This window comes from Streptomyces sp. WM6386, from assembly GCF_000972385.1.
Lineage (GTDB): Bacteria > Actinomycetota > Actinomycetes > Streptomycetales > Streptomycetaceae > Streptomyces.
This window is the reverse complement of sequence record NZ_JXTE01000014.1, coordinates 43,791-59,554: the sequence shown is the minus strand read 5'-3', so window position 1 is coordinate 59,554 and position 15,764 is coordinate 43,791. Positions and strand designations below refer to the sequence as shown.

At 70.5% G+C, this 15,764-nt stretch carries 12 protein-coding genes; 7 read left to right on the top strand and 5 right to left on the bottom strand.

All coding sequences use genetic code 11. The features are described from left to right. The first annotated feature begins 41 nt into the window (after positions 1-41). Genes TN53_RS11415 through TN53_RS11390 form a run of 6 tightly spaced genes read left to right on the top strand, consistent with a single transcriptional unit; the run spans position 42 to position 6,053 of the window. Positions 42-908, top strand: coding sequence for a chain length determinant protein (locus TN53_RS11415; RefSeq protein ID WP_046258380.1), 867 nt, complete (start codon positions 42-44; stop codon positions 906-908). After that, on the top strand, positions 871-2,418 hold the full coding sequence (locus TN53_RS11410) for an oligosaccharide flippase family protein (protein WP_046258379.1): 1,548 nt from the start codon (positions 871-873) through the stop codon (positions 2,416-2,418). The genes TN53_RS11415 and TN53_RS11410 overlap by 38 nt, the downstream gene beginning before the upstream one ends. Before the next feature lie 10 nt (positions 2,419-2,428). After that, positions 2,429-3,553: a hypothetical protein gene (locus tag TN53_RS11405; RefSeq protein ID WP_234441560.1), complete on the top strand. Its 1,125-nt coding sequence runs from the start codon at positions 2,429-2,431 to the stop codon at positions 3,551-3,553. Further along, the gene (locus tag TN53_RS11400) at positions 3,550-4,359 is read left to right on the top strand and encodes a glycosyltransferase family 2 protein (protein ID WP_052745179.1); all 810 of its coding nucleotides are present in this window, start codon (positions 3,550-3,552) and stop codon (positions 4,357-4,359) included. Before TN53_RS11405 ends, TN53_RS11400 begins: the two co-directional genes overlap by 4 nt. Before the next feature lie 39 nt (positions 4,360-4,398). After that, on the top strand, positions 4,399-5,070 hold the full coding sequence (locus TN53_RS11395) for a hypothetical protein (protein ID WP_095046428.1): 672 nt from the start codon (positions 4,399-4,401) through the stop codon (positions 5,068-5,070). Further along, complete coding sequence (locus TN53_RS11390; protein ID WP_046258377.1) at positions 5,070-6,053, top strand: class I SAM-dependent methyltransferase; 984 nt, start codon at positions 5,070-5,072, stop codon at positions 6,051-6,053. Before TN53_RS11395 ends, TN53_RS11390 begins: the two co-directional genes overlap by 1 nt. A gap of 80 nt (positions 6,054-6,133) precedes the next feature. On the opposite strand, the gene TN53_RS11385 is transcribed toward TN53_RS11390, so the two are convergent. Together TN53_RS11385 and TN53_RS11380 are read right to left on the bottom strand one after the other, a co-directional pair. Further along, complete coding sequence (locus tag TN53_RS11385) at positions 6,134-7,033, bottom strand: glycosyltransferase family 2 protein (protein WP_046258376.1); 900 nt, start codon at positions 7,031-7,033, stop codon at positions 6,134-6,136. Then, the gene (locus TN53_RS11380) at positions 7,030-9,063 is read right to left on the bottom strand and encodes an O-antigen ligase family protein (protein WP_046258375.1); all 2,034 of its coding nucleotides are present in this window, start codon (positions 9,061-9,063) and stop codon (positions 7,030-7,032) included. The genes TN53_RS11385 and TN53_RS11380 overlap by 4 nt, the downstream gene beginning before the upstream one ends. 77 nt (positions 9,064-9,140) lie before the next feature. Here TN53_RS11380 and TN53_RS11375 point away from each other — a divergent pair, with 77 nt between their 5' ends. Then, the gene (locus tag TN53_RS11375; protein WP_046258374.1) at positions 9,141-9,812 is read left to right on the top strand and encodes a hypothetical protein; all 672 of its coding nucleotides are present in this window, start codon (positions 9,141-9,143) and stop codon (positions 9,810-9,812) included. Between the two features lie 56 nt (positions 9,813-9,868). Here the strand turns inward: TN53_RS11375 and TN53_RS11370 are convergent, their stop codons facing one another. The 3 genes from TN53_RS11370 to TN53_RS11360 all read right to left on the bottom strand — a co-directional run bounded on the left by TN53_RS11370 (position 9,869) and on the right by TN53_RS11360 (position 15,764). Then, positions 9,869-10,915: a glycosyltransferase family 2 protein gene (locus TN53_RS11370; protein ID WP_046258373.1), complete on the bottom strand. Its 1,047-nt coding sequence runs from the start codon at positions 10,913-10,915 to the stop codon at positions 9,869-9,871. Between the two features lie 56 nt (positions 10,916-10,971). Beyond that, a complete protein-coding gene (locus tag TN53_RS49105; protein WP_046258372.1) occupies positions 10,972-14,577 on the bottom strand; it encodes a DUF4082 domain-containing protein in 3,606 nt (1,201 codons plus the stop codon). Between the two features lie 68 nt (positions 14,578-14,645). After that, on the bottom strand, positions 14,646-15,764 hold the full coding sequence (locus TN53_RS11360) for a DegT/DnrJ/EryC1/StrS family aminotransferase (RefSeq protein ID WP_046258371.1): 1,119 nt from the start codon (positions 15,762-15,764) through the stop codon (positions 14,646-14,648).

Genomic DNA, 15,764 nt, shown 5'->3' with positions numbered 1-15,764 from the left:
ACATATGCTCGTCGAACATCTGGTCGCTAGGGGGGACCGTCATGGATCTCGCTGAGATCTTCCGGGTCATGCGCAGGCGTTGGTACATCCTGCTGCCCGGACTGCTGCTGACCGTCGGCCTGACGGTCGCCGTGACACAGGTGGTTCCCGTCACGTACCAGTCGCAGAGCACGGTGATCCTGCTCAACTCGGAGAAGGCCACCATCGCTTACGACGGCAACCCGTTCCTGAGCACCCAGACCTCGCTCACCGGCATGGCCGACAGCCTGGCCCGCAACCTCAACTCCGACGACTCCGTCCGGGAGCTCAAGTCCCGCGGCGCGACCGGCACCTTCGAGGCCAAGCTCGCCGACAACGCCCAGGGGCCGCTGATGTGGCTCACCGTCACGGGCACGGACCAGCGTGCCGTGCTGACCTCGGACAAGATCCTGACCGCGTATGCGAACGAGCGGCTGGAGCAGTTCCAGGAGGACCAGTCGGTCGCCCCCAAGGCCATGATCCGGCTGACGACGATCGTGTCCCCGCAGCCACCGGTCGCGCAGACCAAGACCCGGCTCGAGTACATGATCATGGCCGGGGGCCTGGGCCTGGTGCTGACCCTGGTCGCCGTCTTCTACGTGGAGGCGCGGCGCCGGTCGCGCCCGCGGGAAGACGCCGAACCGGTCGAGGCACCGGAGACGACGACCGAGTCCCGCGCCCCCTCCCCCGCTCCGGCTTCCGAGGAGTCGGCCACGGAACAGACCATCGCGCTGCGCACCCCGCCCGCCTGGGCACGATCCGCCGGGAACAGACCTGCCGCGGAGACGAAGGCGGGGCGGTCCGCAGTCGTCATGGCACCCGCCGCCGAGCCGCTCGACGAGGAGTCGACCAGTGGACAGCGTTCGCACACCGGACAGCGGGACCGCTGAGCCGAGCGAGACCGCCACTCCCACGGCTGCCGCCTCCCTCGGCAAGAAGGTCCGTTCGGCGGCCCGTTGGAGCTTGATCAACACCGTTGTCATGCGGCTGGGCACCTTCGCGACCGGCATCGTGCTGGCGCGCTTCGCCCTGGGCCCCGCGGAGTGGGGCGTGTACGGCATCGCCCAGACCGTGCTGCTGGTCCTGCTCTCCGCCAACGAACTGGGCGTGGGTCTGGCCATCGTGCGCTGGGAGGGGGACGCGCGGCGGTTCGCGCCGACCGTACTGACCCTCAGTGTCCTGTCCAGCGGCCTGCTGTACGTGGCGCTGTTCGCGGCGGCGCCGACGGTGGCGGGCCTGCTCGGCTCGCCGGACGCCGCGGGCGTACTGCGGGTGATGTGCCTGTGCGTGGTGATCGACGGGGTGGCGCAGGTGCCCGCCAACTTCCTCACCCGGGAGTTCGCCCAGGGCAAGCGGATGATCATCGACGCGCTCAACTTCCTGATCAGCACCTCGGTGACGTTGCTGCTGGCCTTCGCCGGCTGGGGCGCGATGAGCTTCGCCGTGGGAGCCGTGGCGGGGAACGTCGTGACGCTGGTCGGCTGCGCGCTGGCCGCACCGGGCACGCTGAAGTTCGGCTGGGACCCCGAGCAGGCCCGGGCGCTGCTCAGGTTCGGGCTCCCGCTGGCGGGGGCGAGCATGCTGGCCCTCGCGGTGGTCAACGTCGACACCATGGTGGTGGGCGCGACGCTCGGCAATGTGGCGCTGGGTTTCTACGTGCTCGCCTTCAACATCTCCGGCTGGCCCGTGCGGATCATCTCCGAGGCCGTCCGCCGGGTCTCCTTCGCCGGTTTCTCGCGCCTGGCCGAGTCGCCCCAGGCGCTCGCCCAGGGCTTCAGCCGGGCCCTGGGTGTGGTGGTCACCGCCACCGTCCCGCTGTGCGTCCTGCTGGCCGGCCTCGCGGGGCCGGCCATCGAGCTGATCTACGGCAGTCACTGGGCGCCCGCCGCCGCGGCACTGCCCTGGCTCATGGCCCTCGGTCTGATCCGCATCGGCAGCGAGCTCGCCTACGACTGCCTGGTCGCGATCGGACAGCGCCGCTCGCTCTTCGTGGTGCAGGGCCTGTGGCTGGTGGCCCTGATCCCGGTGCTTCTCGTCGGCGCCCGGACGAACGGCATCGTCGGCGCCTCCCAGGCCCATGTCCTGGTCGGCGGCGGCGTGGTGGTGCCCGTGTTCCTGTTCGCCCTGAGCCGTGGTGGCGTCGGTGTCGGCCTGATCGCCAGGGCCTGCGCGTGGCCCTTCCTCGGCGGGGCCGTGATGACCGCGGTCATCCTCGGCCTGGAGCGCCCGTTCGGCGACGGTCCGTTCGCGCTGCTCGCCCTCAGCACGATCGCCCTGGCCGGCTACACGCTGTGCGTCCTGCCCAGCCGCGACTTCCTGCGCGGCGTCCGCAGCGCCGACCGGCCCCAGCGCGGCCGTCACCGGTCCACCGCACCGGTCGGCCCACCCAACAGGACTTGAGGTGAACCCGATGTCACGGCGCATCAGCCGTAACTCGATCACAGGACTGCTGTTCGCGGCCTTGGTGGCCGTCCTGTGCGCGGCCTGCTCCAGCTCGGGCTCGGACCGGGCCGCGTCGTCGAAGTGCCCGGGGGACGGGCCGACCTGTCGTACGAGCGGGTCCCCGGCGTCGCCGAGCACCGCCGCGTCGACCGCGGTCGGCAAGGCGACGGACCGGCCTGCCGCGTCGCCCTCCCCCTCGTCCTCCCCGGCGAAGAAGCCCACCGCGACCGCGAGCGCCGACGGCGCGTCCGGCGCCCCCGCGGCCAGGGTCGACTGCGCCTCACCCGGCGCCTGTGGGTTCCCCGACGCCGACACCACCGGTCCTCGGATCGCCCTGAAGCCCAAGAAGACCGGGTACTGGGCGATCCGTACCGACGGGCTCGTCATCCGGGGCCAGGACATCACCGGCTCGCTCGACATCTACGCGAACAACGTCACCGTCATCGACTCCAAGATCACCTCGGACAGCTGGTGGGGCATCAACCTGCGCCCCGGGTTCAGCGGCCTGAAGGTCCTGCACTCGGAGATCACGGCCGTCCCCGGCAAGGGGCCGGACAACGGCGGCGTGGACTACGCGGTGTCCAACATGGGGGGCAGCTCCATCGAGGTCGGCTGGTGCGACGTCTCGGTGTTCGGCGACGCCCTCTCCATGGGACAGGGCGATCTGCACGACAACTACGTGCACGACATCGAGCCGTTCATCAACCTGGGCGGCGAGTGGCAGCACACCAACACGGTGATCAGCGGCGGCGGCAACACCGGCCATCTGACCATCCGCCACAACACCCTGCTCAACGCGACCAGCCTCAAGCAGGGCGCCTCGGGAAGCATCGGACTGTTCGCGGACACCGGGGTGGTCCGCAACGTCACCGTCGACGACAACTGGATCGCCGGCGGCGCCTACGCCCTGTACGGCGGTTCCACGGGCGCCACCGGGATCAAGGTCACCGACAACATCTTCTCGACCGAGTACCACCCCGCGTCCGGCGGATACGGCGTGGTCGCGCACTGGAACCACGGCGGCGCCGGAAACGTGTGGCGCAACAACCGGCTGTCCGACGGCCGCCTGGTCAAGCCGGAACCCGCCTCGTGAGCGCCGCCGTGCGCCGTCTCGCGCGGGCGCCCTGGACGCTGCTGAAGGCGGTGTTCGGCTGGCTGGTGCTCTTCGAGGCCAGGAACAAGGTCCTGCTGGCCCCCTCGGCGGTGCGGCTGCGCCGGATCGAGGACGCCGAGACCCGACGGCTGGCCGCCACCCTGCCGGCACCGCCCTCGGCGCTGGTCGCCACCGTCATCGCCACCCACCGACGCCCCGAGGCGCTGCGGGCCGCGGTGCGCTCGGCCCTGGACCAGACCGTTCGCGACCAGGTCGTCATCGTGGTCGACGACGGCGCCGGACTGCCCGAACTCCCCGACGACCCGAGGCTGTTCGCCGTCTCGCTGGCGCACAACACCGCAGTGGCCGGCGTCGTGCGCAACGTGGGCATCCGCCTCACCCGCTCCCGGTACGTGGCGTTCCTGGACGACGACAACCTGTGGGAACCCGACCATCTGGAACGGGCGCTGGCGGTCCTGGACTCCCCCGCCGGACCCGACGGCGTCTACACGGCACTGCGCCGCGTCCTGCCCGACGGCACCGAGAACGACGTCCTGTCGGTGCCCTACGACCGGCGCCGCGCCGCCCGCGAGGCCTTCCTGGACACCAACGCCTTCGTCGCCCGCCGCAATCGCTCCCTGCACTTCAGCCGGCTGCGCCGGACACCGGAGGTGCTGCCCCGCGAGGACTGGGAGCTGATCCGGCGCTACGGCCGCCGGTACAGGGTGTGCCATGTGCCGCACCCGACCGTCCGATACCTGATGAACCCGGCCAGCTTCTACACGCAGTGGCGACAGCCCAGCTGACGCTCCCACACTCCGCTCCGACCACAGGTGGTTGATCCGATGCCCCGATCCCGGGCCCTCAGAAACAAGTTCGTCGACGCGCCCGGCTCCCTGGGCGAACGCATGCGCGTCGCCCGCTGGGAGCGGTTTCGACGCTGCTTCCCCGGCATCGAGAACATGAGCGTCGTCGACCTGGGCGGCACGGCCGACATGTGGCTGCGCGCACCGGTGCGTGCCAAGCACGTCCACCTGATCAACCTGGAGGAACATCCCTCCCAGGTGCCCGACTGGATCACCACCGAGGTCGCCGACGTCACCGACCCGCAGGTCGCCGCCGAGCTGAGCGCCAAGGGCGGCTACGACCTGGTGTTCTCCAACTCGACCATCGAGCACGTGGGCGGCCACAGCCAGCGGCAGAAGTTCGTCGCCGCCGTCGGGCGACTGGCCCCGCTGCACTGGATCCAGACCCCGTACCGCTACTTCCCCGTCGAGCCGCACTTCGTGGCGCCCGGCTTCCAGTTCCTGCCGCTGGCCGCCAGGGCCCGCCTCGTACGGCGCTGGCCGCTGGTGCACAGCCGCCCCGACAGCCCGGAGTCGGCGATGAACGCGGTGATCAACATCGAGCTGCTGACCCGCACCGAAATGCGCTACCTGTTCCCCGACTCGGTGCTCCTCAGCGAGCGGGTGCTCGGTGCCCCGAAGTCGCTCATCGCCGTACGGACGGAGCGCTGATGCTGAACAACCTCATCAACAGACATGACGCGGACCGGCTGCTGCGCAAGGTGCGGAAGCTGGACCTGGACCCGGTTTTGGCCAAACTCCGGGTGCGCGGCGGGGCGCGCGTGGTCCAGCACTGGTCCCAGGTCGACCCGTCGCTCACCGAGTGGTGGGCGATACCTGCGGTCATCAAGCGGTGGAACCTGCTGATGACCGGCGACGCGGACACGTCCTTTCCCCAGTACGTGGCCGCCAAGCACTTCGCGCCGCGTACCGATCTGCGCGGCCTGTCCCTCGGGTGCGGCACCGGCGGCAACGAGCTGCTCTGGGCGAAGACCGGCGCGTTCTCCCTTCTGGAGGGCGTGGACGTGGCGCAGCAGCGCATCGACTTCGCCACCCGGGCCGCCACCGAGGAGGGCCTCTCCGACGTCCTGCGCTTCCGGGTCACCGACGTCAACCGGATGGCCGCCGACGGGGAACGCTTCGACGTGCTGCTGGGGCTGCAGTCGCTGCACCACTTCGACAACCTCGACGAGACGCTGCCGCGGCTGTCGCAACTGATCGAGCCCGACGGGGCGTTCGTGGTCGACGAGTTCGTCGGCCCCACCCGGTTCCAGTGGACCGACGGCCAACTGGACGCGGCGAACGCTCTGTTGGCTCAGCTCCCCGAGGAGCGGCGGCGGCTGGCCGACGGGCGGATCAAGCGGCGTGTGGTGCGGCCCAGCAGGCTGTCGATGGTGCTGGACGATCCCTCCGAGGCGGTCGATGCGGCGGCGCTGCTGCCGGGGCTGCGGCGGCTTTTCGACGTGGTCGAGGAGCGGCCGTACGGGGGGACGGTGTTGCACATCGCGTTCTCGGGGATCGCGCACAACTTCCGGGATCAGGAGCCGGAGACGTTGGCGTTGCTGGAGCGGTGCTTTGCCGCGGAGGACGCTGCGCTGCCGGAGGTGGGGCACGATTTTGTGGCCATGGTGTGTCGGCCACGGGGTGCCGCCTGAGGGGGTGCCGCGCTGTGCCGTCGGGCGGCTGCGGCGCCGTTGGGGCTGGTCGCGCGGTTCCCCGCGCCCCTTTGGGGCGCTTACGGGCCCGGCGTCTTGCTCAGGGTGCCCGGCTTGGCCAAAGCGGCCGCCGCCGCTCGGCTCGCCGGGCGGCCCAGGGCTGCGCGTGAGGTCTCGCGGAGCAGGACCGCCGCGCGGAAGGCGGCCGTGGCCAGGAGACCGTGCCGCTTCCGGTACAGGCGGACCCGGTTGACGGTGAGGAGAGTCCACAGGCGGGGGGACACCTGGGAGTCTCCGCCCAGGTGGACGGCGTCGGCCGTCGGGTCCAACTGCGTCGCGTATCCCCTGTCCCGCGCCCGCAGGCAGTACTCGGTCTCCTCCGAGTAGAGGAAGAAGGACTCGTCCCACGGGCCGCACGCGCTCAGGCAGTCCGCCGATATCGCCATGAGCGCGCCGGTCGCCCAGTCCGCGCGGGTGGGGTGCCGGTACGCGGCGGGGTCGGTGACGAGTTCGCTCAGGGCGGGGAAGCGTCCGGCCCGGGTGTTGCCGATCACTGCCTCGCCGAGGGCCCGGAGCACGGTGGACTCGCGGCGCAGTGAGCGGTGGGGCGTGTCGCTGCCCTCTTCGTACAGGAGAGGTACGGCGATCCCGACCCCGTCGCCGAGGGTGTCGACGAGGCGCTTGGCGCAGCCCTGCCGCATCCGGATGTCGGGATTGCAGATCAGCACGGCCCCGTACTCGCCGGCCGCCCCCAGCGCGGCGTTGATCCCGGCCGCGTACCCGGCGTTGCGGCCGGTCTGGACGATCGTGGTGTCCGGAGCCAGCTCCCGCAGCACGTCGACGGTGTCGTCGGCGGAGTCGTTGTCGGCGACGACCAGCCGCCAGTCGAGGCCGGCCATGCCCTCGGGAAGTGCGGCGAGGAACCCGGGGAGCACCGAGGCGCTGTTCCAGGTGACGACGACGACGGCGACGGGGCTCATCGGGACTCCACGAGTTCAGGGAGCGGGGCTTCGGATGGCTTACGGGGTGCGGGGAGCTCGACCGCGGCCGCTGCGGCCTCGCGGCGGACGAAGCCGAGGTAGCTGCCGCCGGCCCCCAGGGTCAGGAAGAACATCCCGGCGTACATGGGGAAGCTGAGCGCGTCGAAGGTGGCGCTGATGACCAGCGCCACCAGCGCCGAGGCGAGGAACGCCTGCCCGAGTTCGCGGTCCGAGTCGGTGCGGGCGAGGCGGCGGATGGTGCCGCCGGTGTGTATTCCGGTGATGAACAGGGCGAGCAGCGCGACCAGCCCCACGATGCCCATCTCGGCCAGGGTCAGCATGTACTGGTTGTCCGTGAAGAAGTACAGGTCGGGCGTGAACGTCCCGAACCCCCTGCCGAACCAGGGGTGTTCGTCGAGGTAGGGGACGATCGCGCTGTACTTGACGGTGCGCGCCTGGGTACTGCTGTCGGAGCCGGACAGGAAGCTCGCGAACAGGTTGGTGATGGTTCCGATCAGTCCCGGAATGATCACCTTGAAGCCGGCGACCGACCCCATGATGATGGCGATGGCGGCCCAGCGTCGCTGCGGCTTCCAGCGGGGCACCATCACCAGGATCACGATGAGTGCGCCGATGATGGACGTCCTGGACACCGTCAGCGGCAGCGCGCCCGCCATGATCGCCACCGGGGCCCAGCGGCGCAGCGCGCCGGCGTGCCGGCGTACCGGATCGAAGGCCTGGTGGACGGCGAAGGGAACGAGGATGGCCAGCATCCCGCCGAACTCCAGCGGATGGGCCGTGGTCGAGCGCGGCCTGGTGAAGGAGCCGCGGTCCATGGCGCTGATCCCCGCGGTGCTCGACTGCAGGCCGGGGATGTGGATGGAGTCGGCGATGTTGGTCGCGGCGAAGAAGTCGTAGTAGCCGATGAGAGCGACCACCGTGCCCAGGACGACGAGTCGGCGCATCAGGGTCTCCAGCCGGCTGCGCTCCTGGATGCCGGCCGATGCCAGCACCACCAGCGCCACCCAGACCCCGAGCCCGATGAGTCCGCGGTCGGCCCCGAGGACCTCCTCGTGCGTGCTGTTGCGGGTTGCGTCGGCGATGTAGGACAGCAGCACCGCCACGGCGAGCAGGCGCATCGCCACGCGCGGCAGCCTGGTGCCCTCGGCCGGACGGATGCGGCCGCCGAGCCAGGTCGCGAGGTACCAGAGAAGTCCCAGCAGGGCGAGGACGTTGGCCGGGGTGCCGACGCCGCCGAGCGCCGGCAGGGTGAGGTTCGACGGGACGAAGAAGGCCAGCGCCAGATAGCCGGTGAGGATCGTCGTGGCGTCCAGCCTCCGTGTCAGCAGGCCCCTGGGCGCCCGCTCCGGGGGCTTGGCGCGATGGCGCCGCGGGACGTAGCCCTCCCGGGCCCGTCCCCGGCGGCGGACCACCGCGACGCCTTCGGCCAGGATGGACAGCAGGAACGCGCTGACGACGCCGACGATGACGACCGACGCGATGTTCTGGTACCGGGCTTTCGGCTGCGAGACCGGGGTCTGGGGCAGCACGACCGGCGCGGCCTGCACGAGGTACCCCGTCGGCACCTTGGACGCGGCCTGAAGAGCCTTCAGCTGCTCCCCGGTGAACTTGGTGAGGGTGGTGGTCTCCTGGAGCACCTTCTCCCGGTCGGTTCCGGTGACGCTCAGGGTGAGCAGCGGGCTGTCGGCGGCCGGGGCGAATCCGACCGTGTACCGGTCCGTGACGCCCCGGGAGTGCAGTTCCTTGGCCGAGTCGCTCGACTGGAGCGTCCTGATCAGTACGTCGGCCGTGACGACCAGTGAACCGCCCGCGTTCGAGATGGGGTTGCCGAAGGTCGGCGCCAACTCGGCGACCGCCGTGGAGTCCAGCAGGGTGACGGAGCTCTGCGACTGGTAGGAGACCGGGACGGTCCGGTACAGGTAGCCGCCCGCGAGAAGGCTGAGCAGGGTGAGGGGCACCATGAAGTACCAGCGCCTGCACATGATCGCCCAGATGTCGCCCAGGCTCATGAGAACTCTCCCCGGTGTGATTCGGTGGCGGCTCGCCCCGGCGCCTGCGAGGATCGAGGCCGACGGAAGGAATCCCTGTGTCGCCTCGTGACGTCGCCGAAGCGCTGCTCCGCCGCTGGTACGTGTTGGTGCTCGCGCTCCTGCTGACGGCTGCCGGAGCCTATCCCGTGCTCCGCCCGACCCCGGAGTACCTGAGTTCGGCGGTGGTCGTCCTCAAGCCGCCGGCGACGGGCAACCAGCCGAACCAGCTGACGAATCTGCAGCCGCCGCTCGCCACGCTCTCGTACGGCGTCATCCAGCAGCTCGAATCGCCCGGCGGACGCAAGGAGTTGGCATCCGCCGGTGTCCACGGCACCTACCAGCTGATCCCGCGCAACAGCGGCACCAGCGCGACGCCCCGCTATCTGATCCCCTCGGTGCAGGTGCAGGCTCGCGGAGGCGATCCCGCCGCGGCCGACACCGCGGTCCGCCGGATCATCGACGTCTACGCCGGGCATGTGGCGGACATCCAGGTGGCGCAGGGGATCGCGCCTGAGTCGCGGATCAACGCGTCCGTCCTGGTCACCCCGAGCGCAGCCCAGGTCCAGGGAACCAAGAGCCGTGCGCTGGCCGGTACGGCTCTGCTGGGCGGGCTCGCCGCGATCCTCGGCGCGCTGTGGTTCGACCGGTACGCGCTGCGTCGTAGGAGCAGGCAGGAGGCCTCCCCGGAACCGCTCCCCCACGTGGGCGGGGTTCCGGTGGCGGGCTGAGCCACCGGGCAGTGGGGCGGGGCGGCCGGTCGCGGCCCTCGGGTCGGGCATGGTCATCAGATGCCGCGGCGCTTCCAGGACTCCCACCACAGCCACTCCCGCCCGCGCTCGGCCACGGCCGACCACACCAGCGGTTGCAGATACGGCATGGTCTTCGCTCCGATCCGCTGTCTGAGGCGTAGCGCGCGGTACTCGGGCAGCTTCGCGTAGCCCGGCAGGCACTCCTCGGCGAACGCCACGAGTTCGTCGACCGGGACGACGTCGGTGCGCCCCCGGTCGTAGGCGCGGTAGGCGCGGCGCAGCGCGAAGCGGGCGAGGCGGGTGTGCACGGCGCCGGCCAGTCGGTCGGCCTGCGGCAGCAGGTCGGAGCATTTGTCGAGCACGGAGTCGTACGCCACCCGGCGCTGGCGGAGGTCGTCGAGCTGACCGCCGAAGTCGGTGGTGGACATGTTGTTGCCGTGGACGCGGTAGTAGGCCTGGTCGGCGCCGCGTACGTGGCCGACGTCGGCGCGGGCCGCGAGCCGCATCCACATCTCGATGTCGCCGGCGTGCGGAAGCGCGGGGTCGTAGCCGCCCACCTCGCGCTGGAGGCTGGTGCGGACGACAACCTCGGGCGAGGTGATGCAGCCGGTGCCTTCGCGGAACCGGCGCTCCAGCCACCAGTGCCCGGGGTAGACGACCGAACCGGTGCCGCTGGTGCGGGCCTTGGGCAGCGGGCCGCCGTGCTGGAAGCGCAGGGGACGGCCGTAGGCGAATCCCGCCTCCGGATGGGCGTCGAGGAGGGTGGCGGCGCGTACCAGTGCGCCGGGGACCAGGCGGTCGTCGGCGGAGAGCAGTGCCACGTAGTCACCGTCGGCCCACTCGAGGAGGCCCTCGTTGTAGGTGGCGATGTGGCCCTTGTTGGTCTCGTGGACGCGGACCTCGATACGCGGGTCGGAGGCCGCCAGCTTGCGCGCGGTCTGCGCCGAGTCGTCGGGTGAGGCGTCGTCGATGATGAGGACCCGGACGTCGACGCCCTCCTGCTCGTCCAGGACGCTGCTGACGCAGTCGGCGAGGAAGTCGCCGTACTTGTAGCAGGGGATCACGACACTGACGGTGGACATCGGTGATGAGGCCAATCCCCGGTGCCGGCCTCCGCGGAGGCCGGCACCGGTGCGCACTAGTGCTTCTTACGGACGGTCTTGCTGGTCAGGGTCCAGTCACGGGACTTCACCGTGTGGTGCTTCTTGTCCCGGGCCGTGACCGTGATCGTGAACCGCGTGCCGTCCGGCAGCGGGGCGGACAGATGGACGGACACCTTGTGGGTGGCCCGGTCGTAGTTGAGGACGGCCTTGACGTGGAGCTTCCTGGCGACGGCGGCCTTGGCGCCCGGCAGGATGGTCACCGTCGCCTTCACCGAGCCCACCTTCGTCGCGCTGGGCAGCGTCGTGACGAGCGGGTGCGCCGCGTCGGCGGTGCGCGCCAGCAAGGAGGCGGTCTCCTCCGACGTGGTGCCCGACGTCAGCGACGCGGACGGGTCCTCGGCGGTGAAGAGCGGTCCGACCCAGTAGTTCGCGGATCCGTAGGAACCGTTGGGGAAGGCCACGTCGCTGCCGTACCGGTAGAGCCCGTTGTGGGCCGTGCTGATGTCGGCGGTGGCGGTCAGCGGATACGACTTGTGGGCCGACGCGAAGTAGCCGCCGTCCACGGCGTAGTTGCCGTTCGGTGCGTGATAGGAGACGACGTACGCGGTGTCCGCGCTGATCGCCACCGGGGTGGCGAAGGTCATCGTCTGCCAGCCGGAGGCGGACTCGCTGGTGAAGGTGCCGGAGGCGAGGAGCGTGCCGTCGGTGGACCAGAGGCTGCCCGTGTGGGTGCCGGTGTTGGTCGCTCCCTTGTAGAAGGTGACACCGGTGACCCAGCCGCTCGCCGAGGACTGGAACCGGGTGCCCAGTTCGAGGGAGTTGGGGTCGTCGGTGACGGCGGTCCTGGCCGGCACGGTGGAGGAGTTCCACAGGGTGCAGGGGCAGGTGACCGCGGGCGGGGTGGAGCTGGTGGTGAACGTCCAGGTCACCGGGGCCGCCATGGCGTTGCCCCACAGGTCCTCGGCCTGCACGGAGGCGGTGTACGTGGTGTGCAGCTCCAGTTCCGTCGACGGGGTGAAGGTCGCCTTGTTCGCCGCGGGCAGCGTCCTGGCGCCCGGCACGGTGTTGCCGTTCGGGTCCTTCACGGTGAACGTGAGCGTGTCGCCGTCGATGGCGTGGTCGAAGACGGCCGACACGGGTGCGGTGATCGCCGCGCCGGTGGCCCCCGAGGTCGGGGACGTCGAGGTGACGGCGGGCGGGGTCGTACTGGCCGTCGCGGTGTCGAGCACCACGTCCACCCAGTAGTTGCTGCCCGAGGACGCCGAGGACGGGAAGGCGCTGGTGGAGCTGTAGCGGTAGACGCCGTTGCCGCCGTCGGTGCCGGACTTCAGGGCCGTGAGCGGGGCCAGGCCTGCGGAGTTGTCCGAGAAGTAGCCGCCGTCGTAGGAGTAGCCGCCGTTGGGGGCGAAGTACGAGGCGACGTAGGTGGTGTTGGCCTTGACGGTCACCGGGGTGGCGAAGTTCAGCTGCTGCCAGCCGGAGGCCGTCTCGTTGGTGAAGGTACCGGTGGCCAGGCGGGTGCCGGAGGCGCTCCACAGGCTGCCGGTGTGGGTGCCGGTGTTGGCGGGTGACTTGTAGAAGCGGACACCGGTGATCGAACCGGCCACCGTGGTACGGATCTTGACGCCGAGCTCGAGCGGACCGGCGTCGCCCGCGTTGAGGGTGCCGGGGACGGCGGTGGCCGGCCAGATGGTGCAGGGGCAGGCCTGGGGGCCGACGGTCAGCGGGATGGTGGTGACGGCGCCGATGTTGACGCTGTCGTCCACCGCGCGCACCTTGAGGGACGCGCTGCCCGGTGTCGTCGGCGTCCAGCTGTAGGTCCAGGACGTCAGTCCGGTGGCGGCGTTCCAGGTGGTTCCGCCGTCGGTGGAGACCTCCGTGCGGGCCACCACTCCCCCGCCGGAGTCGGTGGCGGTGCCCTTGACGGTGACCGGCTTCAGCGCCGGGACGGTGGCCCCGGAGGCCGGGGCGGTGACCGTGATGGCCGGGCCGGTGGTGTCGGTGGAGGCCGTGGCGGCGGTGAGGTTGCTCTGCAGGTTCTTCGGCTGGACGCCCATGTCGGCGAAGACGTTCACGGTCGCCTGCTGCATGCGGACGTCCTCGGTGACCACGACGTCGTCGGGGTCGTACGCCGGCAGGTTGGTCAGGCCCCACGACCACTGCACGGTGCCCGCCCCGAACACCAGGGCCCCGGAGTCCTGGTCGCGGAACTCGACGAGATTGTGCGTCGCCGTCCCGTTGCCGTACATGTTGCCCCAGTCCAGGCGGTACTTGCCGTCGTCGATGTCCACCGTCGTGGACGACAGATGGATCGCGCCGGCGGGCCTGGTGCTGTTGACGATGTCGCTGTCCCACTCGTAGCCGAGGGTGCCCGTCGGGAACGTGGCGGTCTGGCTGGAGGTGAGGTTCGCGATGGAGGTGCCCCGCCACAGCCGGTTCTTGCCGTAGGAGCCGGGGACCGTGATCGCGTCGGCGCGGTAGCCGTTCACGGTGAACATGGAGCCGGTGAGGATGTTCGGCGGCTGGTAGTCCATGCCGTACTGGGTGCTGGTCGGGTCCATCCAGGTGCCGGTCCATTCACCGCTGGGGTCGGCGATGCCGTTGCCCTGCACCATCTTCGTCATCTTGTAGCAGGTCATGGTGCGGTTCGAGGTGCTGGTGCCGTCGATGCTCGGGGCGAGCCGCGTCTTCCAGAAGACCTCGTTGCCGCTGAAGTAGCCCTGCCGCACGCCGGCCTTCCGGGCCGCCAGGACGTTGTCGTACTGGCTCTGTGTCCAGTACTCGTCATGTCCTGAGGACAGATACACGTCGTGGTTCTCCAGCAGGGTGTCACCACGGGTCGACACGTCCACGCCGGACAGATAGCTGACGTCGTAGCCGTTGCGTTCCAGCCACGACAGCATCATGAACTCGGAGCCGTAGATGCCGTTGTCACCGCCGATGTCCAGCGGCCGGTTGTAACTGACCTCGTAGGCACGGCCGTCCGGCGCCGGACCGGTGCCTCCGTAGAGGTCCTGGCCGCCGTAGTCGTTGTACGCCTGCCAGGTCTGGTCGCTGGTCTGCACGACGATGTCGGAGGTGCTGGAGTCCTTGCGGACGACGAACGGGTACGGCATCAGGCCGTCGCCGTCGGTCTGCGTCAGGTTCGCGATGTACAGGCCGGACACGGCGTCGCTGGGCACGGTCCAGTTCACGGTCACGGGCCAGTTGCCGCAGTCGACCAGGCCGGTGCTCGCCTTGGTGGTGCAACTGGCGGCGTTGGTCGTGTAGTTGGCCGGGTAGGTCACGGCCGCCTGGGCCGCGGTCGACATCAGGCGCGCCCCGTCGCCGCCGTACCAGCCCAGTCGGTAGATCTCCACGCGGTAGGTGACCGGTGACTGGATCTTGAACTGGACGGTGTCACCGGCCTGGACGCTCTCCTTGGTGGTGAACCCCTTGATGTCACCGTAGGAGTTGGGCGAGTACCAGTCGGACATCGGGCTGCCCGTCTTGGAGTTCTCGCAGACGACCGCGTTCGACCCCGTGCCGCAGGGATCGGACACCGCCGCCTGGGCGGATACGGCCTGCGGGAGCACCGCCCATATCAATGCTGCTGCGACGGCGAGGCGCCCGCCCCGGAGCCGTCTGCCCCATCTGTTCATGTGTACCTCTCAGCGGTGCTGTGCAGGAGCGCCCCGTGACGTGGGGGTGGAGCGTGTTGAGGGGCCGGTCAGCCGCGCAGGGCGTGGGCGAGGGTGTCCACGACTCGTTGCTGCTGGTCGGCGGTGAGGTGCGGGTGGAGCGGAAGCGACAGGATCCGGTCCGCCGTCTTCTCGGCGTTCGGGAAGTCGCCCCGGGCGTGGCCGAGATGGCGGTACGCCGGCGTGAGGTGGACCGGGGCGGGATAGTGCACTCCGGCACCGATGCCCTCGGCGTTGAGCTTGCCGACGATGTCGTCGCGGTCCGCGCCGGCGACCTGGACGACATACAGGTGCCGGACGTGGACGTTGCCCGTGTCCGTCGTCGGGAGCACCACCTGGCCGCCGGCCGCCAGGTCGGCCAGGAGCTCGTCGTAGCGGGCCGCGGCCGCCCGTCGGGCGGCGTTGCCGTCCGCCAGCCGGGCGAGCTTCGCCCGCAGGACGACGGCCTGGAGCCCGTCCAGCCGGCTGTTGAACCCCGGGACGTCGTGGCGGTACTTGGCGACGCCGCCGTGGTTGGCGATCGCGCGCACCAGGTCGGCCTGTTCCCCGTCGTCGGTCAGTACCGCGCCCGCGTCGCCATAGGCACCGAGGTTCTTGCCCGGGTAGAAGCTGGTGGACGCGATCAGGCCGCTGCCCGGTGACCGGCCGTCGCGGGTGGCGCCCTGGCACTGGGCGGCGTCCTCCACGATCCGTACGTGGCCGGGGAGTTGGCCGGACAGGGCCGTCACGTCGGCCATCTGGCCGTAGAGGTGCACGGGTACCACCGCACGGGTGGCCGGACCGACCGCGTCCAGTGCCGCCTGGGGGTCGAGCAGATACGTGTCGGGGAGGCAGTCCGCGAGGACCGGTGTCGCACCGGTCCTGGCCACCGCGCCGGCGGTGGCGATGAAGGTGTTGGCGGGGACGACGACCTCGTCGCCGGGTCCGACTCCGCTGACGCGCAGGGCTAGTTCGAGGGCGTCGGTGCCGTTGGCGACACCCACGCAGTGCGCGACCGAGCCGAAGTCGGCGTACTCGCGCTCGAAGTGACGGACCTCGTCGCCGCCGATGAACGCGGTGTTGGCCAGGACCCGTTCGAATCCGGCCCGTACCTCGTCGGCGACCTCCTCGTGGGCCGCTTTGAGGTCCACCAGCGGAATCTGGTTCAT